General features: G+C 65.7%; 16 protein-coding genes and 1 pseudogene. 10 read left to right on the top strand and 7 right to left on the bottom strand.

Annotated elements, in window-relative coordinates; all coding sequences use genetic code 11:
- Nucleotide 1: 1 nt before the first annotated feature.
- Both KT882_RS17140 and KT882_RS17135 read right to left on the bottom strand, forming a co-directional pair.
- Nucleotides 2-445, bottom strand: a complete 444-nt coding sequence (locus KT882_RS17140) for a universal stress protein (protein ID WP_161072949.1) — start codon at nt 443-445, stop codon at nt 2-4.
- A gap of 18 nt (nt 446-463) precedes the next feature.
- Complete coding sequence (locus KT882_RS17135; protein WP_161072948.1) at nt 464-1192, bottom strand: helix-turn-helix domain-containing protein; 729 nt, start codon at nt 1190-1192, stop codon at nt 464-466.
- A gap of 194 nt (nt 1193-1386) precedes the next feature.
- Here KT882_RS17135 and KT882_RS17130 point away from each other — a divergent pair, with 194 nt between their 5' ends.
- The 5 genes from KT882_RS17130 to KT882_RS17110 all read left to right on the top strand — a co-directional run bounded on the left by KT882_RS17130 (nt 1387) and on the right by KT882_RS17110 (nt 10190).
- Nucleotides 1387-3417: a putative bifunctional diguanylate cyclase/phosphodiesterase gene (locus KT882_RS17130; protein WP_228892669.1), complete on the top strand. Its 2031-nt coding sequence runs from the start codon at nt 1387-1389 to the stop codon at nt 3415-3417.
- Nucleotides 3418-3488: 71 nt separating this feature from the next.
- Nucleotides 3489-6071, top strand: coding sequence for an EAL domain-containing protein (locus KT882_RS17125; RefSeq protein WP_228892667.1), 2583 nt, complete (start codon nt 3489-3491; stop codon nt 6069-6071).
- A gap of 99 nt (nt 6072-6170) precedes the next feature.
- Nucleotides 6171-6713, top strand: coding sequence for a TRAP transporter small permease subunit (locus tag KT882_RS17120; protein WP_161072946.1), 543 nt, complete (start codon nt 6171-6173; stop codon nt 6711-6713).
- Nucleotides 6710-8482 carry a TRAP transporter large permease gene (locus KT882_RS17115; RefSeq protein WP_161072945.1) on the top strand — a complete coding sequence of 591 codons (1773 nt, stop codon included), beginning with the start codon at nt 6710-6712 and terminating at the stop codon, nt 8480-8482. Before KT882_RS17120 ends, KT882_RS17115 begins: the two co-directional genes overlap by 4 nt.
- Before the next feature lie 28 nt (nt 8483-8510).
- Nucleotides 8511-10190: an FAD-dependent oxidoreductase gene (locus tag KT882_RS17110; RefSeq protein WP_228892664.1), complete on the top strand. Its 1680-nt coding sequence runs from the start codon at nt 8511-8513 to the stop codon at nt 10188-10190.
- Nucleotides 10191-10205: 15 nt separating this feature from the next.
- Here the strand turns inward: KT882_RS17110 and KT882_RS30910 are convergent.
- Nucleotides 10206-10587 (bottom strand): annotated as a pseudogene (locus KT882_RS30910) (NADPH-dependent FMN reductase); the annotation flags it as partial.
- 89 nt (nt 10588-10676) lie between these two features.
- Here KT882_RS30910 and KT882_RS17100 point away from each other — a divergent pair.
- The 3 genes from KT882_RS17100 to KT882_RS17090 all read left to right on the top strand — a co-directional run bounded on the left by KT882_RS17100 (nt 10677) and on the right by KT882_RS17090 (nt 12551).
- Nucleotides 10677-11231: a hypothetical protein gene (locus KT882_RS17100; protein WP_161072943.1), complete on the top strand. Its 555-nt coding sequence runs from the start codon at nt 10677-10679 to the stop codon at nt 11229-11231.
- The gene (locus tag KT882_RS17095; protein WP_161072942.1) at nt 11228-11734 is read left to right on the top strand and encodes a DUF4123 domain-containing protein; all 507 of its coding nucleotides are present in this window, start codon (nt 11228-11230) and stop codon (nt 11732-11734) included. Before KT882_RS17100 ends, KT882_RS17095 begins: the two co-directional genes overlap by 4 nt.
- A 73-nt stretch (nt 11735-11807) precedes the next feature.
- Nucleotides 11808-12551 (top strand): DNA-binding protein, encoded by a 744-nt coding sequence (locus KT882_RS17090; protein WP_228892661.1) that lies wholly within the window; start codon nt 11808-11810, stop codon nt 12549-12551.
- A gap of 111 nt (nt 12552-12662) precedes the next feature.
- On the opposite strand, the gene KT882_RS17085 is transcribed toward KT882_RS17090, so the two are convergent.
- Together KT882_RS17085 and KT882_RS17080 are read right to left on the bottom strand one after the other, a co-directional pair.
- The gene (locus tag KT882_RS17085) at nt 12663-15812 is read right to left on the bottom strand and encodes a di-heme oxidoredictase family protein (protein WP_228896679.1); all 3150 of its coding nucleotides are present in this window, start codon (nt 15810-15812) and stop codon (nt 12663-12665) included.
- Nucleotides 15813-16089: 277 nt separating this feature from the next.
- The gene (locus KT882_RS17080) at nt 16090-17358 is read right to left on the bottom strand and encodes a glycosyl hydrolase family 8 (RefSeq protein WP_228892659.1); all 1269 of its coding nucleotides are present in this window, start codon (nt 17356-17358) and stop codon (nt 16090-16092) included.
- A 228-nt stretch (nt 17359-17586) separates the two neighbouring features.
- On the opposite strand from KT882_RS17080, the gene KT882_RS17075 reads away from it, so the two are divergent.
- Both KT882_RS17075 and KT882_RS17070 read left to right on the top strand, forming a co-directional pair.
- Complete coding sequence (locus KT882_RS17075) at nt 17587-18369, top strand: helix-turn-helix transcriptional regulator (RefSeq protein WP_228892657.1); 783 nt, start codon at nt 17587-17589, stop codon at nt 18367-18369.
- Between the two features lie 344 nt (nt 18370-18713).
- The gene (locus tag KT882_RS17070) at nt 18714-19217 is read left to right on the top strand and encodes a DUF2938 family protein (protein ID WP_228892655.1); all 504 of its coding nucleotides are present in this window, start codon (nt 18714-18716) and stop codon (nt 19215-19217) included.
- A 95-nt stretch (nt 19218-19312) separates the two neighbouring features.
- On the opposite strand, the gene torT is transcribed toward KT882_RS17070, so the two are convergent.
- Nucleotides 19313-20383, bottom strand: a complete 1071-nt coding sequence (torT, locus tag KT882_RS17065; protein WP_228892653.1) for a TMAO reductase system periplasmic protein TorT — start codon at nt 20381-20383, stop codon at nt 19313-19315.
- 173 nt (nt 20384-20556) lie between these two features.
- Nucleotides 20557-21639, bottom strand: a complete 1083-nt coding sequence (locus KT882_RS17060; RefSeq protein ID WP_228892651.1) for a DMT family transporter — start codon at nt 21637-21639, stop codon at nt 20557-20559.
- Nucleotides 21640-21673 lie beyond the last annotated feature (34 nt).

Below are 21673 nucleotides of genomic sequence, written 5' to 3'. Positions count from 1 at the left end.
CTTACTCGGCGCGGAACACCAGCACCGGGACCGGGCTGTGCACCAGCACCTTTTGCGTCTGGCTGCCCAGCAGCGCGCCTTTCAGGCCCAGCTGGCCGTGGCAGGCCATGGCGATCAGGTCGCAGCCGCGCGCGTGGGCGGTCTCCAGTATCTTGCGGTGCGGCCGGTCGCCGCGCGCCAAGACGGTCCGGCACGGCACCTGCCTTGCGCGCGCCGCCTCGCTCACGGCGTCCAGCAGCGCTTGGCCCTGGGCCCTGCTGTCGCTCACGTTCGGCTCTGCCGCTTGGTCCGGTGCTGCAGGCCGGTGGCTGAAAGCGTGGTCGTCCGGCAAGACGTGCACCGCCGTGATGCTGGCGCCGTAGCTGGCCGCCATGTCCAGCGCCGAACGCAGCGACACCTGCGACGCGGGCGAGCCGTCTACCGGCACGAGTATGTGCTTGAACATGATGTCTCCATGGATGGTTCAGTTGGCGCTGTAGGCGGGCGCGGCGGCCACCGCGCGCAGGCCGGCGGTGTCGCGCAGCTCGATGGCGCGGTTGCTCACGGCCAGCAGGCCGTTCTGCTTGAACATGGACAGCAGCCGGCTCACGCTTTCCACCGTCAGCGCCAGGTAGGCCGCCAGATCCTCGCGCGACATGCACAGCTGGAAGGACGTGGCGGAACCGCCGCGCTCGCCGTAGCGGCCGCCCAGATCCAGCAGCAGCCGGGCCAGCCGCTGCGGAGCGCGCGCATTCCCCAGAAACAGCATCTGCTCCTGGCGCTGCGCCAGGCTGGCGCTCAGCAGGTGGGACAGCCGCCGCGCCAGCGCGGGCTGCTGCGCCATCAGCGTTTCCAGGCCGGGGTAGGGGATGGCGCAGATCACGCTGTCCGACAGGGCGACGGCGTCGCTGCCGTAGCGGCCTGGACCGATGGCGTCCAGGCCCAGCAGGTCGCCCGGCATGGCGAAGCCCAGCACCTGCACGCCACCGTCCGGCGCGGCGCGCTGCAGCTTGAACTGGCCGCTCAGCACCGCGTGCAACTGGCCGAACGGCGCGCCGCCGGTTTCCACGCACTCATGGCGCGCCACCGCCCGCCGCTGGGACACCGCGCGTTCAAATTCATCCAGCGCACCGCCCGCCAGGCCGGAAGGCAGGCACAGGGCGCGCCAGTGGCAATTGGCGCAGGTGGCTGGAGGGAGAGACGGATGATTCATTGTGGCAAGAAACCTTTCATACTTGAAGCCTCAGCATAGCAAGCGCTCCAGGCAATTCCTTTGATCCATATCAAAAATCCCATAGTCTACAGCCAAGGAGGCGCGCCGCCGAGCCCGGCAAATTTGATCCAGATCAATAAATTAGTTGCCCAAAATCAGTATCCTTCGAGGAATATTCTGGTACTGGAGTTCGCATGAAAGATATGGATCCCGCCTACAGCCTGGCGGCCAGCGCTTTGCTGGACGCATTGCCCGAGGAGATCGCCGTGCTCGGCCCGGATGGAAGTGCGCTGGCGGTGAACCGGGCCTGGCGCGCGCACGCGGGCAGGCACGCGGCAGCGCGCAGCGCGGAGGCGCATGAGGGGATAGAGGCCGTGCTGGCGGGAGCCAAGGCCCGCTTCGAAACGGAATACCGGCTGCAAACGGAGGAGGGCGAGCGCTGGTTCAGCATCTGCGCTACGCCGCTGGACGCGGAATGGCGCGGCGCCGTGGTGGCGCACGCGGATATTACGGCGCGCCGCCAGTCGGAGGCCAAACTGCGCATCGCCGCCATCGCCTTCGATTCTCCGGAGGGCATGATGGTGACGGATGCCGCCGGCGTCATCCTGCAAGTGAACCAGTCTTTCACCCGCATCACCGGCTACACCAGCGCCGAAGTGGTGGGGCACAAGCCCTGTGTGCTCAGCTCCGGCCGCCACGACGCCGAATTCTACCGCGCCATGTGGTCCGCCATCGGCATGCACGGGCGCTGGCAGGGCGAGATCTGGAACCGGCGCAAAAACGGCGAAGTCTATCCGGAGCTGCTGAACATTGCCGCCGTGCGCGACGCCGGCGGCGCCGTTACGCACTACGTCGCCTCGCTCAGCGACATCACGCTGAGCAAAGCGGCCAGCGACGAAATCAAGAACCTGGCCTTCTACGACCCGCTGACCCACCTGCCGAACCGGCGCATGCTGGTCGAGCGGCTGGCGCAGGCGCTGCCGGCGGCCTACACCAGCGGCCATTGCGGCGCGCTGATGCTGATCGACCTGGACAACTTCAAAACCATCAACGAAACCCTGGGCCACAGCAAAGGCGACATGCTGCTGCAGCAGGCCGCCGCCCGCCTGCACGCCTGCCTGCGCCAGGGTGACACCGTGGCGCGCCTGGGCGGGGACGAATTCGTGGTGCTGATCGAAGGCCTGAGCGGGCAACCGCGCGAGGCGGCCGCGCGCAGCGAGGCGCTGGCCGCCAAGCTCGCCGCCGCGCTGAACCGCCCTTACACGCTGGGTGCGCACCAATGCCACAGCACGCCCAGCATAGGCATTACGCTGTTCCACGCAGGCCTGCGCCAGCAGCCGGAGGAGCTGCTGATGCAGGCGGACATCGCCATGTACCAGGCCAAGGAGGCTGGCCGCAATGGCATGCGTTTTTTCGACCAAAGCATGCAGGACAGTATCAGCGAGCGCGCGCAGCTGGAGCGGGAGCTGCGCCACGCCATCGATACCCAGCAGTTCGAGCTGTACTACCAGGTGCAGGTGGACCACCTGAAGCACCCGCTCGGCGCCGAAGCGCTGATACGCTGGATACAGCCGGACGGCGGCGCCGTGTCGCCGGCCCGCTTCATCCCGCTGGCGGAGGAGAGCGGCCAGATCCTGGCGCTGGGACAGTGGGTGCTGGAAAGCGCCTGCGCCCAGCTGCGCGCGTGGCAAAGCGAGCCCGCCATGAGCGAGTTGGCGGTGGCGGTGAATGTCAGCGCGCGCCAGTTCCACCAGCCGGACTTCTGCGAGCAGGTGCGCTCGGTGCTGCGGCGCTACGGCGTCGACCCCGGCTTGCTGAAGCTGGAGCTGACCGAGGGCGTGCTGCTGGAGAACATGGAAGACACCATCGCCAGCATGCAGGCGCTGCGCGAGCTGGGCGTGCGCTTCGCGTTGGACGACTTCGGCACCGGCTATTCGTCGCTGCAATACCTGAAGCGCTTGCCGCTGGACCAGCTCAAGATAGACCAGTCCTTCGTGCGCGACCTGGCCATCGACGGCAACGACCAGGCCATCGTCCGCACCATTATCGCCATGGCGCGCAGCTTGAATCTGGACGTAATCGCCGAAGGCGTGGAAACGGACGCGCAGTGCGCCTTGCTCGGCCAGCTGGGCTGCCAGTCCTACCAGGGCTACCTGTTCGGCAAACCCATGCCGGCGCCGGCGCTGCCCGAGCTGATCAGGAGTGGCTTTTTAAGTGCAATTTGATGCACATCAAGGTTTGTTCGATCTATATGACATTACAGTGATGAATGTATAACAAACCTTGACGGTGAACAATGAACCGCACGACGTCCGAATACCTTGCCGCGCTAATCGAAGGCATGATGCCGGCGCCGGACGCGGTGCGCCAGCGCCTGGCCTTCCTGGAGTTCGGCCAGGAGGACGCAGCCTTGCTGCGTCAGGTGCACGACAGCCTGCAAAGGCAAGCCGGCCCGGTGGTGGACGCGTTCTACCGGCACTTGCGCACCGTGCCGGAGCTGGCCCGCATGCTGGCGGACGAGGCCCGCTTCGCTCGGCTGCGGCATGCGCAGGCGGACTATTTCAGCAGCCTGACCGGCGGCGCGATCGATGACGGCTACGTGCGGGACCGCGTGGCGGTGGGCCTGGTGCACCGCCATATCGGCCTGGAGCCGCAGTGGTATATCGGCGCCTACCGCAAATACCTGGACGCGATCGGCGGCGTGCTGCGCGAGGCGCTGGCCGGCCAGCCCGAACTGGCCTGGCAGACTTACGAAGCGCTGCTGAAAGTGGTGTGCTTCGACCTCGGCCTGGCGCTGGACACCTATATCAGCTCCGGCGAGCAGGAGCTGCGCCGGCTCAAGACCTATTCCGAGCAGGTAATCGACGGCATGCCGGCCGGCGTGATGACGGTGTGCGCCAACGGTACGGTGCGCACCGTGAACCGTGCCTGGCGGGCCTTGCTGTCGCTCGACAGCGGCAGCAAGGCCGGCCGGCCCTATGCCGCCTACGCGCCGCTGCCGCAACTGCAGAACTGCATCGCAGCAGGATTGATCAATGCCGACTACCAGCACGAGCTGGTGATCACGGCCGGGCCGGACGACCAGCCGCTGCGCTACCTGCGCTGCAAGCTCACCCGCGTGCCGCTGGACGGCGAGCGCATGCTGCTGCTGGTGCTGGAGGATGTGACCGCCTCGCTGCAGGCGCGCGCCCAGCTGCGCGCCAGCGAGGCACGCTTCCGCTCCGCCTTCGGCCAGGCGGCGGTGGGCCTGGCCCAGCTGTCGCCGGACGGGCGCTGGCTGCGCGCCAACTTCAAGCTGCAATCGCTGCTGGGCTACACAGAAGCCGAGCTGGCCGGGATGACGCTGAACAGCGTGCTCCCGCCGGAAGAGCACGCAGCCGAGACGGAAGCGCTGCAAAGGGTGCTAGCCGGCGAAAGCGACAGCCACTGCCGCGAGCTGCGCTACTGCCACAAGGCAGGCCACCTGGTCTGGGTGCAGGCCACGTATTCGCGCATGTACACCGAGCAGGACGGCGTAACACTGATCGGCGTGATCGAGGACGTGGCGCAGCGCAAGCGCTACGAGCAGGAACTGACCCAGCTGGCCAGCCAGGACGTGCTGACCGGCCTGGCCAACCGCGCGCTGCTGCTGGACCGGCTGACGCAGGCCGTGTCCTATGCGCGCCGCGCCAGCCGCTGGGTGGCGGTGCTGTTCCTCGACCTGGACCGCTTCAAGAACATCAACGACAGCCTGGGCCACGACGCGGGCGACCAGGTGCTGGTGGAAGTGGCCGCGCGGCTGCTGGCCTGCGTGCGCAGCGGCGACACCGTGGCCCGCCTCGGCGGCGACGAGTTCGTGGTGCTGCTGGCCGACGTGGCGCGCGGCGACGAGGTGGCGGCAGTGGCACAGAAGCTGGCCGATGCGCTGGCCCAGCCCATGTTCGTGTTCGGCCACGAGATCACCCCGGTGGCCAGTTTCGGCATCAGCCTCTATCCCAAGGACGGCGGCGACAGCCAGGCCCTGCTCAAGAACGCCGACGCGGCCATGTACAGCGCCAAGAAGCTGGGCGGCGCGCAGTTCCAGTTCTACGCGCTGGACATGAATCTGCGCACGCTGGACCGGCTCAAGCTGGAGGCGGCCCTGCGCCACGCGGTCGAACGCGACGAGTTCGAGCTGCACTACCAGCCCCAGCTCGACATGGCCAGCGGCGTCATAGACGGGGTGGAGGCGCTGGTGCGCTGGCGCCGGCCCGGGCACGGCCTGGTGCCGCCGGCCGAGTTCATCCCGGTGGCCGAAGAGACCGGCCTGATCATTCCCCTGGGCGACTGGGTGCTGCGCGCCGCCTGTGCGCAGCAGGCGGCCTGGCGCGACGCCGGCCTGGGCGACCTGCGCATGGCGGTCAACCTGTCGGCGCGCCAGTTCAAGCAGCAGGACCTGGCGCAAAGCGTGGTGCAGGCGCTGCACGACACCGGCTGCGCGGCGGGGCGGCTGGAGCTGGAGATCACGGAAAGCGTGCTGATGGAGCATCCGGACGCCGCCACCCTGGTCATGGAGCAGCTCAGCGACATGGGCGTGAAGCTGTCCATCGACGATTTCGGCAGCGGCTATTCCAGCCTGGCCTATTTGAAGCGCTTTCCCATCCACTCCCTGAAGATAGACCGCTCGTTCGTGCACGACATCAGCTGCGACGAGGACGACGCGGCCATCGCCAGCGCCATTATCGCGCTGGCCCACAGCATGAAACTGAACGTGATCGCCGAAGGCGTGGAAACCGGACAACAACTGGCCTTTTTGCGCCGCGAAGGCTGCGACCACGTGCAGGGCTACTACTTCAGCCGTCCGCTGCCCGCCGCCGAGCTGGCGCTGTTGCTGGCGAGGCCCCCGGGGCAGTTACCATAGGGGCCAGATTCATGTAATATCCTTGCAACAATCCTTTTATTTCCACAACGACCGGCTGGGCAGCAACCCTGCACAAAACGGCATAGGAGACACTAGTACATGCAAGGATTACTCCGCCTCTCGCACTGGCTCGACAAGATAGGCTACCGCTGCGGGCAACTGGCCAACCTGATGATCTTGGCTTCGTGCGTCATCAGCGCCAGCAACGCCATGATCCGCTACGGTTTCGACTGGAGCAACAACTGGCTGCTTGAGCTGCAATGGTATCTGTTCGGCGCCGCCGTCATGCTGGGCGCCAGCTACACCTTCCAGCGCAACGAGCACGTGCGCGTGGACCTGGTCTACGGCCACGTGTCCGAACGTAAGCAGCTGTGGATAGACGTGTTCGGCATTATCTTCTTCCTGATGCCGGCCTGCTTGCTGTTCGCCTGGCTGTCCTGGTATTCGCTGTTCATGCCCTCGTGGGACGTGCTGGAGCAGTCCAGCAACTCCGGCGGCCTGCCGCGCTATCCCATCAAGATCATCGTCCCCCTCGGCTTTGCGCTGCTCACGGTGCAAGGCATTTCTGAACTGATCAAACGCATTGCCGCACTGGCCGGCAAAGCCCAGCTCGACAGCAAGTACGAAAGGCCAGTGCAATGATTCCGCTCGAAATAATGCCGCCGCTGATGTTCGGCGGCCTGGTCGTGTTTATGCTGGTCGGCTTCCCGGTGGCCTTCTCGCTGCTGGCCGTGGGCCTGTTCTTCGGCCTGATCGCCATGTCCGAAGGCTTCTTCGGCGTGGCCTTCATGCAGGCCGTGCCGCAGCGCATATTCGGCAGCGTGCTGGCGAACGACCTGCTGCTGGCCATACCGTTCTTCACCTTCATGGGCGCGGTGCTGGAAAAGTGTCGCCTGGCCGAGGACATGCTGGACTCCATGGGCCAGCTGTTCGGCAAAATGCGCGGCGGCCTGGGCTACTCGGTCATCATCGTGGGCTTCATCCTGGGGGCCATCACGGGCACGGTGGCCGCGCAGGTGATCGCCATGGCGATGATCTCGCTGCCGGTGATGATGCGCTACGGCTACCACATGCGCTACGCCACCGGCGTGCTGGCCGCGTCCGGCACCATCACGCAGCTGGTGCCGCCGTCGCTGGTCCTCGTGGTGCTGGCAGACCAGCTGAAAACCCAGACCGCCAGCGCCGACGTGGGCAGCATGTACCTGGGCGCCTGGGGGCCGTCGCTGGTGCAGATTGGCCTGTTCGCGCTGTACACCTTCGTGCTGTCGCGCCTGCGCCCCGAGTGGCTGCCGGCCGCCCCGCGCGACGAAAAAACGCTGGAAGGCTGGGCCTTGTGGCGGCAATGCCTGCGCGGCATCATCCCGGCCGCCGTGCTGATCTTCATGGTGCTGGGCACCATGATGCTGGGTATCGCCACGCCCACCGAGTCCGGCGCCATGGGCGCGCTGGGCGCGGTCATCCTGGCGGTGATACGCCACCCGGAATTCACCGCGCGCGACAAGCTCGTGTTCCGCGCCGGCATGGCGGCAATGGTGGTGGCGGGCGTGATCGGCGCCGTCTATTACGAAAAGCTGACCGGACTGGCGCCGGCCGCCAAGCCTTATGTGCAGGCCGCGCTGGCGGTGCTCTACATTGCGGTGATCTGGCTGATCGTGCGCGCCAGCCGCATCAAGCCGCTGCGCGAACTGATCGTGCTGAGCTACCAGTCAACCATGCGCCTGACGGCGATGGTGGTGTTCATCCTGATCGGCTCCACCTGCTTCTCGGTGGTGTTCCAGGGCGTGGACGGCGGCCGCTGGGTCGAGCACCTGTTCACCGGCATTCCCGGCGGCTGGATAGGCTTCCTGCTGGTGGTCAACCTGTTCGTGTTCTTCCTGGCCTTTTTCCTGGACTTCTTCGAGATCGCCTTCATCGTGGTGCCCATGCTGGCGCCGGTGGCGCAGAAAGTGCTGGCGCCCGAGCTGGAGTCCATGATGGGCAGCCCCGAGGCCGCCGCCTCCGCCGCGCTGGTGTGGTTCGGCGTGATGCTGTGCGTGAACATGCAGACCTCGTTTATGCATCCGCCTTTCGGTTTTGCGCTATTCTATCTGCGCGGCGTGGCGCCCAAGGAAGTCAAGAGTTCCGACATTTACTGGGGCGCCTTGCCCTGGGTGGGCCTGCAAATGATCATGGTGCTGCTGGTGGCGGTTTTCCCGCAGACCGTGACCTACTTCCTCGACAAGGGCACGCCGGGCACCACAGGATCGGGCGATCTGATTATCGAACGTCCCGCCGGCGACACGGGGCAGGGCGCCGAGCCGGACTTCCAGGTGCCGCAGTTTGACGACAGCACCCCGGCCGAACCGGCCAAGCCGGACACCAAGCCGGCCACCAGACCAGACGCGCCGCCGCCGGCCCCGGACAAGAAGTAGGGACTGCGGCGTTCACCAGGAGAATGCCATGTCCGCCTCGCCGTTTGAACAGCCGCCGCTGCCAACCCCTGAGCTGGAGCGGCGCCGGCACCAGGTCTTCCCGGTGCTGAGCGAGGCGGATATCCGCCACGTGGGACGCTACGGCGAGGAGCGCCGTTACGGCAACGGCGAGGTGCTGTTCGAGGCCGGCAAGCCGACCCCGGGCATCATGTTCCTGCTGAAAGGCAGCATCGCGGTCTACCGCCATAACGGCTTCGACACCTGCGCCAGGATCTCCACCCTGCATCCGGGGCAGTTCAGCGGCGAGGTGGGCGAGCTGTCCTGCCGCCCCGCCATGGCCAACGGCATCGCCGTCGGCTCGGTGCGGGTGCTGCTGCTACCGGCCGAAGGACTGCGCGCCCTGCTGGTGGCCAGCACAGACCTGAGCGAACGCATTATCCGCGCGCTGATCCTGCGCACTGTCGCGCTGCTGGAACAGAATTCCGGCGGCCCGGTCATCATCGCGCCGCGCGGCCATGGCCGCGTCCACGCGCTGGAGAGTTTTTTAACCGCCAACGCGCACCCCTACACCGTACTTGATCCCGACACCGATCCGCGCGCCGTTGCGCTCGTGGCCGAGCATCAGCCGTCGGCGGAGGAATGGCCGTTGGTGCTGTGTCCGGGCGTGGGGCTGAAAAAGAATCCATCCATCGTGGAGCTGGGCCGCTGCATCGGCATGCTGCGGCCGCTCAGCGAAGAGAAGGTGTGGGATGTGATCGTCGTCGGCGCAGGTCCGGCTGGCCTGGCCACGGCGGTGTACGCGGCGTCGGAAGGCCTGTCGGTACTGGCGCTGGAGACGCGCGCCTACGGCGGCCAGGCCGGCGCCAGTGCGCGCATTGAAAATTATCTCGGCTTCCCCACCGGGATCTCGGGCGGAGCGCTGACCGGGCGCGCCTATGTGCAGGCGGAGAAATTCGGCGTGGAGATCGCCATTCCCGCGCCGGCCGGCCGCCTGGACTGCGCCAGCCAGCCTTTGCAAGTCGAGATGTGCGGCAGCCTGCAGTTGCTGAAGGCGCGCGCCGTGGTCCTGTCCTGCGGCGCCCGCTACCGCCGCCCGTCGCTGGCCAATCTGAAGCAGTTTGAAGGCAAGGGCGTGTATTACTGGGCCTCGCCAGTGGAAGCGCAGCTGTGCAAGTCGGAAGAAGTGGTGCTGGTAGGGGGCGGCAATTCGGCCGGGCAGGCCGCCGTGTTCCTGGCCGGCCATGCCGTCAAGGTGCACATCCTGATCCGCAAAGGCAGCCTGGCGTCCACCATGTCCAGCTACCTGATCGGGCGCATCGAAGGCACACCCAACATTGAGCTGCATACGCATTCGGAAATCGTCGCGCTGGAAGGCGACGACGACGGCTTGAAGCAAGTGAGGGTGCGCAATTCGCGCAGCGGGGAAGAGTTCGAATGCGATACCTGCCGCGTGTTCCTGTTCATCGGCGCGGACCCCAACACGGGATGGCTGAACGGCTGCGGGGTGGAAGTGGACAGCCACGGCTTCATCCGCACCGGATTCAATGCCGCGCTGCCTCTGCAGACCAGCGTGCCCGGCGTGTTCGCGATAGGCGACGTGCGCGCCGGCTCCACCAAGCGGGTGGCTGCGGCGGTGGGGGAGGGCGCCGCCGTCGTGGCGCAGATCCATCAGTTCCTGGCCGATCCGGCGGCGCCTCCGGGGCGCTAGCCGACCAGCTTGCACTCAAGCTGCGGCCAGCGCGGCGCGCCCTGCGGCCATCTGGCGTGCGGCCAGCGCCACGCGCGCGCCCAGGTGGGCGGAAGTTTTCAAGTCAGCCGGCGTGGCGCCTTCCTCCGCGCCCACATCCGCGTCGCTCTGCGCGGCGGCGCCGATGAAGAAGCCATGGCGGTTCAGGGTGTCTTCGCTGCTGGTGGAGGTGTTGTGGCCCGCGTGCAGGCCGAGGTTGACCCAGTTCATGCCATGCTGCGCGGCGAAGATGGCCAGTTGCTGCAGCGTCGCCAGCTTGTCCCCGGCGCGGCCGGCTGCGTTGGTGAAGCCGGCCGCGAGCTTGTCTTTCCATTTGCTGGCCAGAGGCGCTGCCCATGTACGTGGGGCAGCCGAACACTTGTTTGTGACAGCGCGGATACATTTGGATAGAATTGCCGGGCACAAAAGATGAAAGAATGACACCATGCCCATTTTGCCCATCTCGCCATGAACGTTTGCCTTTCAGACCATCCTGACCGGCTGGAACTCAGCATCTTCCGGGCACGGGGCGCTTTTGGCACCGTGGCGCACGGCAGCGCGCAGGAGGTGTACCGCTACATCAAGGCGCGCACCAGCCGGATCGGCGCCACGGGCGAGCTGCGGGAGTTGCTGGCCAAGCAGGGCGCGGGCAATCTGCGCACCGACGACGACGTGCTGCGCGAGGCGGCCTCGCAAGTAATGCTGGGCCGGCTGTTCCTGCTGCTGGGCGACCAGCGGCCCGCAATGAGCCCCGGCGCGGGCATCGCCGAACCGCCCGAGGCGCCGCCTTCGCCGCCCAAGCGGCCCGGCATGTCGCCGCCGCCGCCTTTGCCGCCGCCGCGCAAGCCTGCGGTGACAGAGGCGCCGGCGCCGGAACCGGAAATTACCGCCGCGCTGGCGCAGGACGTGCAGGCGGCGGCGCTGGAGCAGGCAGCCCAGGACGGCACCCCGTTCTGCGAAGTGTGCGCCAAGGCGGCTGCGGAAGCGCAGCAATCCGAATCCGAATCCGAGGGGCAGGCTTGACCGCCGCGCTGGATATGGTGGTGGCGCAGCTGTGGCCCAAGGGCGACAGCCTGACCGCGCCGCAAGTGCACATGCTGGTGGACGGCGCACGCGACGCGGCGATAGCGCCGTTGATTCGCTTCGGCAAGCTGGATTTCGACTGCCTGTTCGCCGAACCGCTGACGCCCCGCCTGCGCGCCGCCGCGCCTTACCTGGTGCACCTGGCCGCATCCTCCGCGCAGTCGCGCGAGATGCTGCGCCGCTGCGCCGGCGAGCACTGGGGCATTCTCGTCTCCGCGCCATCGCACGTCACCACGCGACAGTTGCGGCTGCATTTCAAAAAGCTGCTGTGGGTGCACGACGAACAGGGCCGCAAGCTGAACTTCCGCTTCTACGATCCCCGCGTGCTGAGCATATTCCTCCCCACTTGTACGCAAGAAGAGCGGAACATCTTTTTCGGGCCTGCCGAGGAGCTGTATTGCCTGGAGGGCGAACAGCTGCGCCGCTACACGCGCCGCGCTTGATCTAGGCCGATACCGTAATGTATTATGTAATTACGTATTACATACCACGTTACGGGGGCGGTGAATGGCAAGAATGGGACTGGAAAAATCGGATGTGCAACGCGCGCGCGACAGCCTGATCGCGCAATCGCAATACCCTTCTGTGGACGCCGTGCGTATCGCGCTGGGGAATACCGGCTCGAAATCCACGATACACAAATACCTCAAGGAGCTCGAGCAGGAGCAGGGCGGTGCGGCCAGCCAGAACTCCGTCAGCGAAGCGTTGCAGGATTTGGTTTCCCGGCTGGCGGCGCGCCTGCATGAGGAAGCAGACGAACGTATCGCCGCCAAGGCCAAGGAATTCGGGGAGCTGCGGGCCGGGCTGGAAAGCGGGCTTGCCCAGGTTCGCGCAGAGGCCGCCGGCCTGCGTGACCGGCTGGGCAAGGAGACCAAGGCCCACGAGCAGGCGCGGGCGCAACTGCAAACTGAAACCAAGGGCAGGCAGAAAGCCGAGCAGCAGGTGGAGCATCTCACCGAGCGGCGCGAGCACGTGCAGGCCGAATTGCGCAAGGCCCAGCAGGCGCTTGTGCTGAAGCAGGAAGATGTGGCGCGCTTGAGCCAGGAGGCAGCCAAGTCGGCCGCAGAACTCGCCCACGCCAGGCTGGCCGTGTACGACGCGCAACGGCAAACGCGCGCGCATGAAGCCAAGCTGGAACAGATGCGTGAAATGGAACTCGAATTGGCGCGCGCCAAGTCGGCGATGGAAGCGCAGTCCGGCATGTTGGCCGAACTGCGCAGTATGATGGACAGCCAGCGGGGCGCGGCCCGCAAACGCTAGCAGTGGCGGGTTACGCGCTCCGCGCTAACCCGCCCTACGCACATATGAGATGTACATCGCTTGATCGTAGGGCGGGTTAGCAGCGCAGCTGCGTTACCCGCCAAGCCCGCGTCACAGGGACTTCAAGAACGCCAGCAACGCATCCCGGTCCGCCTGCGAAAGATTTTCAAACCTTGCACGCGACTTGTCCGCCTCCCCACCATGCCACATGATGGCCTCGGTGAGATTGCGTGCACGTCCATCGTGCAGATAGCCCGCCTTCGCGCCGCCGCCCATCACCTTGTCCGTGTAGCCGATGCCCCACAGCGGCGCCGTGCGCCACATGCTGCCCTTGGCCTGGCCCTCAACCACGTTGTCCGCCAGCCCCGCGCCCATGTCGTGCAGCAGCAGGTCGGTATAAGGACGTATGGTCTGGTTGCGCAGCTCCGCGAACAAGTGGCCGTTACCGGTCTTCATTTCCACCGTATGGCAGGCCGCGCAGCGCATGGTCTGGAACAGTTTCGAACCAACGCCGACCTGCTGCGCGTCCACGCGGTGCTCGTCCAGTGGCGCAACGCCTTTCGGGAAGCCGCTAGGCAAGCTGCGCTGGGCGGGTACGGCCACCAGCGCCAGGTAGCGCGAGATGGACTGCAAGTCCGCTTCCGTAATGCCCTTCTGCGCAGGGGCGGTGGCGCAGCCCGCCGGATCCGTATTGCAGGAGCGGTTCGGATAGACCGGCGACGTCACAGCCATGTCCTGCAGCAGCGCCGCCGCAGCCTGATGCCGCAGCGTGGCCTTGGACGCCTTCCAGCCGAAGCGGCCCAGGCGCACCGCGCCGGATTCCGGATCGAACACCCAGTTCGGCACACCCTTCACGCCATCTGCGTCCGGCGTGGAGCCGGCGCGCGACAGGATGTCCACTTCGGGGACGGCTTCCAGCAAGCCCGTGCCTATCATCGGCTGGGCCGAGCGCAGGGAGTAGGATTCCGGCACCGCGCCTTCGAACGCCAGCAAAGGCTTGCGAAGTTCGACCGCCGTGCCGTCCGCCAGCTTGGCATTGCGGGTCTCGAAGCCGGACACGCGCACACCGGTGCCCCAGTTCTGCGGTGCGCCGCTGGCCGAGATGGCGTTCATCTGCACCGCGCTGCCGTACTGTGGATGCGGCACCTGCTGGCCCGCCGCGTTGGTGACGGCGACGCGCACGGACATGGTGTCCAGCAGCTGGTTGGCGGCCAGCGGCGCCGGGCTGCGGCCGTTGTTCACGTGGCAGCCGATACAGGCGGACTGGTTGAAGCGCTGGCCCTGCAGGCCCACGGCAGGCGTGTAGCGATCGTTGCCCTGCTCGTTGTGGTCGCCGGTGGTGAAATTGGTATGCACCAGGCGGCGCCCTTCAACAAAGCGCTGCACGTTCTGCATGCCGATGTTGTTGTGCGGCTGCTGGAACATGAACAGGCCGTTATCCGAGTAATTGTAGGACACCGAACCGTCGCCGCCGGACAGCGTTTCCGCCGGCAGCGGCACCGAGTTCAGGCGCGGCTGCACGCCGTACCACGGACGCAAGCCGGTGCCCACCACGTAGATCCATTCCGCCGAGTAGTAGCGCACGCCGCCGTTGTCGCCCTTGGACTGCATGGACTCGGTGGTGCTGAACATGGACGGCGAGACTTCGATCACGTCGCCCACTACCAGCGGACGGGCAGGGATGTCTTTGCCATTCGGGAAGCCGTTGGCGTCCAGCGCCGTCATGCCAGGGTAGTTCTTGACCTGGATGGTGCAGCCGCCGTTGATGCCGTTGACGTTTGTCAGCCGGTTATTGGCCGGGTAGGCGATGGGTTTGCAGATGTCGATATTGTCGTTGACCAGCTGGCCGGGTGCCATCCAGCCGTAGCCGGTGACGCCGGGCCGGTCGATGGCGCGGAAGAAGGCCACGCCGCCTTTCAGGAAATCTACCGCGGTGTACTGGTTCACTGTCAGCGTGGGCTTGGTCACGCCGGCCACGCGGCTGTTGTCGATCACCTCCACGCCCCAGGTGCGGTTCTTGAAGTACTGCGGCACGAAGGTCAGATAGTTGCCCGGGCCTTTGTCGACCGCCAGGCCGGTGACCGGGTCCACCGTTTCATTCGGGCCGTAGCCGATCTCGTTCCATTCCTCCCCGCGCTCGCGGCCGTGGCGGGCCAGGCCGCGCGCGCCGAAGCGGGTGACCAGGGTGCCGTCCGGCAGCGTGAACTGCAGCGATTCGATCGGTTCGGCGGCGGCCGGCAGCGGCGTCCAGCCGTTACCGTTGGCCGGGAATTTCAGGGCCGAAGTAACGGCGCTGCCCAGCGAGTTGTCGCTGCCCGGTGTCTTGAACTCCACTTCGAACAGCGAGTAGCCGTAGTTGGTGGCGCGCGCCACGCCCTGCAGGCGCACGAAGCGCGCATTGATGCCAAGGTTGAAGAACTCCTCCGTGCCGCCCTGGCCGTTGCCGACAAAGCGTGCCTGCGACCAGGTCTGGCCGTCGTCCGACACCTGCAGCGCGTACTGCTTGCCGTAGGCGTTCTCCCATTGCAGCTTCATGTAGCCGATTTGCATCTTGGCGCCGAAGTCGAACTGTATCCAGGCGCCGTTGTCCGGCTTGCTGGCCCAGCGCGTGCCGAGTTTGCCGTCGATGGCCTGCGGAGCGGCCAAACCGCCGTTTTCCGGCTCGGACGAGGTGGCCGCAACCGGTTTGAGGACGACGCCAGGTTTAGTGGTGTCGATCGGGCCGGGATCCGGCTGGGGCTGAGGCTGCGGATCCGGCTCCTGCGGCGCCACGCTGCCGCCCGAGAATGCCTGGATCTCGAAAATGGAATAGCCGTAGTTGGTGCTGCGCTTCAGGCCCTGCATGCGCAGGTAGCGGCCCTGGCCGGACAAGCCGGTCCAGTCTTCGCTGCCGCCCTGGCTGGCGTCCACGGTCTTGACGGTGGTCCAGGTGGCGCCGTCTTCCGAGGTCTGCACCAGGTATTGGGTGGCGTGGGCGTTTTCCCAGTCGATGCGGACGCGGTTGATGGCGACGGACTTGCCGTAGTCCAGCGTCAGCGACTGGTCGTCCGAGAAGGCGCTGCTCCAGCGGGTGCTGGCGCTGTGGTCGATGGCGGCTGCGCCGCCCAGGTCGCCGCGTTCGGCGGACGTAGCCAAGGCGTTCACCGGAGTCAATTCCACTTCGGGCGACGCGGCGGCCATTGCCATGCCACGCAGTGCGGGGCCGCCTTGCTTGGCCAGCGCGGCGCTGTCGCTGCTGCTGCCGCCGCAAGCGGCCAGCATCAAGGTAAGGGCGAGAGGTAGCCCCTGGATTGAAAGTTTTTGTAATTGCCCTGAGGTCATTCGACGTCGATGCGGCATTTTGTGCATGCTACCTCCCTTTGCTTTATGACATTGGTTCAAGTATTTATGACAACCATCATATTAACTTGCCAAGAAAAAGCCGCGTCGTAGGCGGCTTTCTTGGGTCGGAATCGTTACCTATTTTTTTCCGTACGGCAACTTTCGGTAACATAACTTGTGTCATTTCACATGTCAAGCGTAACATTTTACGTTCTTTTCAATATGCCTTGAAATTGCCGGAAACGTGCAGCATGCCCAGGAATTGGAGCAGACCGTTGTAATAACGCCATTTCCCTGTGGGCGGCTTGAGCTCCCACAAGTCGGCGATGAAGCGGCTGGGCGCGGGGCCGTTCAGCGCCAGCGTGGCCACGGCGTTGCACGAGATCAGGCCGGGCGAGCCCTCGCGGTCGATTACCGTGCCGTCCACGCTGTACAGCGAAGGGTAGGGGACTTGATCCTGGCGCGAGAAGAAGTCCAGCAAGCGGCCGCTGAGCACTGATGCGGAAGGGTTCTTGCCCCACCAGGCCTGATCCACGGACCAGTTGGCGGCGGTCCGGAAGGCGTCATACCGGAAGTCGCCATGGCCTTCCAGATGGCGGGGGCGGCCGTCGAATTCCGCGTAGTCGGGCGTCAGCGCGGTTTTGGGATGGCTGGAGATTTCAAAGTAGCGGCGGCTGGTTTCCGCAATGCGCGCCCATTGCTTGCGGTCGCGTTCCTGTCCGCCCTGCCAGCCGGCGGCGCGGCGCGCCCACAGTTCGTAAAAAGCGGGCAGATGATAGGACGGGTCGCTGAAATCGGCCGCGTCGCCGACCGGCACGAACACCACCTGCTGGTGCTTGGGCGAGAACATCGAGCGCGCGCCGTCCACCACGCCGCCGTTCATGTCTTCCTTGTGCAGCATGGCGTCCAGGATGGCGTTGGCCTGGGCGGAGTAGTTGTAGATGCCCTGGCCGTCGCCCCAGCGGCCGGCCGCCATCAGCAAGGCAGTGGCCATGTATTCCTCGCCGTCGGAGGCGGGCACCGCATCCTGATCGCAGCCCGTGGTCTTGCACTGCCAGCGGAAATAGCCGCGCCGCGGGCCGCTTTCATAGCGCATATGCGTGGCCGCCCAGTTCCACAGCGCGTCGAAGGCCGATTTTTTGTTCATCTGCACCGCGATCATCATGCCGTAGGACATGCCCTCGCTGCGCACGTCCTGGTTGCCGACGTCCAGGATGTAAGCGGAAGGGCCGTTCGCCGTGGCCGGCGCCGGGTAGTAGACGCGGCTGTCCTCGCCGCCCTCGAACAGCGAGCGCCAGTATTCGTTCAGCCGGGCGTTGACCGCCTGCTCCGTCAGCTCAGGCCGCCATTCGCGGAACACGTTGCGGTAATGCCCGCTGATGGCGCTCGGGGCGCTGGCGGCGATCGGCGGCGGCGTTGCTGGTTGCGCTCCCGCGCCGGCAGTCCAGGTCAGCAAGGAAAACAGCACGGCAGGTATTGCTTTCATCTACGGATCTCCATTCATGTGGAGCGATGATAGCGCAATCATCCAAACAATGGCTAGTGTGCGATATGTTTCCGCCATGGCCGCACCACGCCAGATTCGCCTTGTCGCAGACCGGCTAAGGCGTGATACCCTCTTGCAAAGAGCGAGGGCGCGCGGCGCCGCAATGCTGGCGAGCCGCTTGTTTTTACCGTCGGCCGCGGCCTGGCAATCATACTTTGGGAGGCGGGCATGGACATTCCACCGAGCAACGGTCTCAGATCAACAGGGCATGGCCGTATCCTGCTTTGGCGCGGCGGCAGTGTCTGGGTCGGCCGGGCTGAACGGTCGACGGATTTCCACGCCCATCATGCGATCCAGTTCACCTTGGCGCTGTCCCCGGGGCCATTGCATTTCCGCTCCCCGGGCGAGGCGTGGCAGGCCTATTCCGCAGCGGTCGTTCCCGCGCACCACCCGCATGCCTTTGAGGCGCGCGGCGAGTTGGTCGCCCTGTTGTTTGTCGAGCCCGAATCATGCGAAGGCCAGGCGCTGCGCGAACGCTTTCGCGATCGCATCGCTGCCTTGTCCGACGAAATTGGTCGCCTCCATTTTGCGGCGCTGGCCGCCGCGTACCATGAAAAGCACAGCGACCAAGCGCTGATCGCCTGCGCGCGCGCGGCGATCAGTGAACTGGCCGCGCCCGCGAACAAGCCGGCCTTGCCGCTCGACCGCCGCATCGAGCGTGCCATCGAATTGTTGCATGAACGGCTGGGGCAAGCCATCAACCTTGCCGATATCGCCGGGGCGGTGCATCTCTCACCAGAGCGTTTCCGCCATTTGTTCATCGCGCAAACCGGCATCCGCTTTCGGCCTTATGTCCTGTGGCTTAGGCTTGGCGCTGCGCTCGCATGTTATGCGGCCGGCGCGAATCTGACGGACGCAGCCCATGCCGGCGGCTTTGCGGATTCCGCTCATTTCTCACGTACCTTCAAGCGCATGTTCGGCGCCGCCCCCATCAGCATCAAGCCAGAATAGCCGTTTCATTCAAGCCCGGCCCGGCCGCGCGCCCTACACTGGGGACTCACATCAACCCAGAAGGAGCATCATCATGAACACAACCACGCCATCCCCTTGCAAGTGCCCATCCTGCGCGGGCGCGCAATGCCAATGCGGTTGCCAGACGCCGCCTAAAGCGCCGGCTTGCCATTGCGGCCCGCAATGCCGCTGCGGCGACAACTGCAAGTGCCCCAAGGCCTGAGCCGGGAGGGGCGACGGCCGGCGGCCCTGTGCTGGACCGCCGACCGTGCCCCTGCGGCGTTTGGGGGCAAGCAATTGCCTGTCTACATGTCAAGTGCATCGACGGGCAGAGGAGGAAGCAGATGGAAATCTTCGTTTGGGCATACTTGGGCGGCCTGCTTGGCGCCATACTGATGGACGCCGTGGAAAAGCTGGCCGCCAAGGCCGGCATCACCAGCGGCGTCAGCGTTGCCTTGGTGGGCCGCTGGTTTCTATGGCTGGTCCATGGGCGCTTGCTCCATACCAATATCGTTGGTGCCAAGCCATATCCTCGGGAGGCGCAAGCCGGGTGGGCGTTCCACTTTTTGCTCGGCGGTGGCGGCGTCGCGCTGTTCTATCCGTTTTTCTTCCATGCCCTCGGCGGCGGCACGCCGCTGGAGCACCTGCTCGGCGGGGTGTGCTTTGGCCTGGCCAGCTCACTGCTGCCCTGGTTCGTTCTGTTGCCCTCGTTCGGCTGGGGTATTGCCGGTTGGCGCGGCCCGCCTGGCGCCAGGCCACTGCTGGCCAGCCCACTGTCCCACTTGTTCTATGGTCTTGGTGTGGGCGTGATGGGCGCGTTAGGGGCGCTCAACCGGCAATTGTCTTGATGCGCCGGTCGGCGCCGTCACGCTGGCCGGGCACGAAGGCCAGCCGCTGGCCCGGAAACAGGAAGGGGACGTTCCACATCCGATATGCGGGCGGGCTAGTTCGCGGCCGGATCGTAGGACAGCACCGCCTTGTAGCCGGCCGGCGCAATCGAGGTGCTGAACGGATAATCGGCGAAATTGCCGTAGTCCACCATGCCCAGCTTGATCAGGATGGTGTGGGGCAGATCCTTGCTGCGCCCCTCAAGCAGATTGACGGCCGCGTTGATCACCACCCGCGCCTGGCTGACGCCCTTGGTATCCACCGCAGCGGCAATTTCCTTCTTGCCTATCATTCTGGCGATATCGCCCGTCAGGTCGTAAGCCACCAGCCGGACCTTGTTCTGCAAGCCGGCGTTGACCAAGGGCTGGTACGCGGCAGGGGCGCAGCCGGTGCAGCCCAGGATGTAGTCGAGTTTGGGGCCGTTCTTGGCCAGCACCTGCTCCGCCAGCCTGGTCTGGCCCTTGAAGTCGCTGTCGCCATAGCGCACGTCCAGGATATGGACTTTGATCGGCGCTTCCTCCGCCGCAATCCGCGTGCCGTCGACCTCGCCTTTCACCCAGCCAGCGCCAGCGGGACCGGGGAGGAGGGCGACATTGATAGATTTCAGGCCGCGCTGCTGCGCGTCGCGGATTACCCAGCGCATGGCCTCCAGCCCCATGCCGCGCAGGGACGTGGTGACCTTGATGCTGAGGTCGTCGCTGCGGCTGTCGTTCGCCAGCTGGAACACGGGAATGCCGGCGGCGCGCGCCTTGGCAATCGAGTGGTTGTTGAACGTCATGTTGATCGGCGAAATGACGATGGCGTCGTAGCGCGCCGCGATCGCCTCGGTCATCTGGTTCAGCTGGCTCGACAAGTCGTCATAGCCGGCGGCCGCAATGACGTCGACCGCGACGCCCAGCCTGCGCGCTTCGCTGATCACGCCATAATTGCAGCCGACCCAGTAGGGGTCTTTAAGATGGGGGAACAGGAATGCGATGCGCCACTGCCTGGTGGCAGGCGCGGCCAGCGCGTACGTTCCGGCCACCACCCGGCCGCTGGCCAGCGCGTCATCCGCCGTGCCGTTGGCCTGCAGCGGACGGAAGATGGACTGTATCGGTATTGGTGCGAATTTGACTGGCTCGGGCAATTTGTCCGCCCATGCCGCAGTCAACATCAGCCAAAGTACGCTCGAGACAGCCAGTTTCCGCATCAAGTGATTCTCCAACCCGCTCCAAGTCAGACCAAGAATTGGTCGATTTCGTTTCCAGTATAACACCGGATGTTTCCTGATCTACCAGAGAAAACTGCTTCGCGCCGCCCCTAATGTCCGTGCTGGTGGTGAATATCCGGGTAGTGCTTGTGCGCATGCCGCATCCGCTTGTGGCGATGCGGGAGCACATGGGGCTCATTCCCATCCCACGCGAAGTCGTGCTCGTGCTGGTGGTGCGCGTCGTGGCGATGGGCATGGGTATGATCCATGGCCTCGTGCTCATGCTCGTGGTCATGGCTTTCGGTCAGATGCAGCCAGATGCCGGCCCCCATCAGCAAGGCGGCCACCCAAAAGAACGGCCCAGGGTGCTCGCCGGGCACGACCAGGGAAATGGCGGCGCCAACGAACGGCGCGGCGGAGAAATAGGCGCCGGTGCGCGCCGTCCCGAGATGCCGCAAAGCGAGAACAAACAGCACCGGGCTCAAGCCATAGCCGCAGAATCCGATCGCGGCGGCGCTGAACATAACCGGCGGGGCCGGCAAACGCATGTCCAGCGCGGCGGCAATGGCGAGGTTGACCGCGCCCGCCGCCAGCCCTTTGACGCAGGCGATCTGCACCGCGTCGCTCGCGGATACTTTTCTTGTCAGGTTGTTGTCGATGCCCCAGCACAGGCAGGCGCCCACGATCGCGAGCGCGCCCAGCGGAATCCCGTGCACCGTCGCCTGGTCCCAGGAGAGCAGCGCGCCTGCCACGACAGTCAGCAGCATGCCGGCGAGGATGCGGCGGTCGAAATTCTCCTTGAAGAAGAACCAGGCGAGCATCGAGGTCAGCACCCCTTCCATATTCAACAGCAGGGATGCCGATGAGGCCGGCGTGGTGCTGAGCCCGAGCATCAGCAGCACCGGGCCGGCCACGCCGCCGGCCAGGATGGCGCCGCCTAGCCATGGCCAGTCCGTCCTGGTCAGCCCGGCTACCTCGGTATTGCCTTTGCCAAGGACCACGCCCCTCAGCAGGTGCAGCGCAAGAAGGCCCAGGCCGCTGCCAAAATAGAGCATGCCCGCCACGGCCACCGGCGCCGCGTGGCCGACGAGGGACTTGGCGAACGGCGTGCTGGCGCCAAACAAGGCAGCGGCCGCCAGCGCGTAGATGACGCCCTGGTGGAGTCCGGCATGGGAGGAAGGTTGATGGCTCATGTGCTAAGTCCCTGATGATACCAGCGCTGGCTGG

The sequence above is a fragment of the Pseudoduganella aquatica genome (genome assembly GCF_020865585.1).
Lineage (GTDB): Bacteria > Pseudomonadota > Gammaproteobacteria > Burkholderiales > Burkholderiaceae_D > Rugamonas > Rugamonas aquatica_A.
The sequence above is the reverse complement of the archived record's forward strand: the minus strand, read 5'-3'. Positions and strand labels throughout refer to the sequence as shown.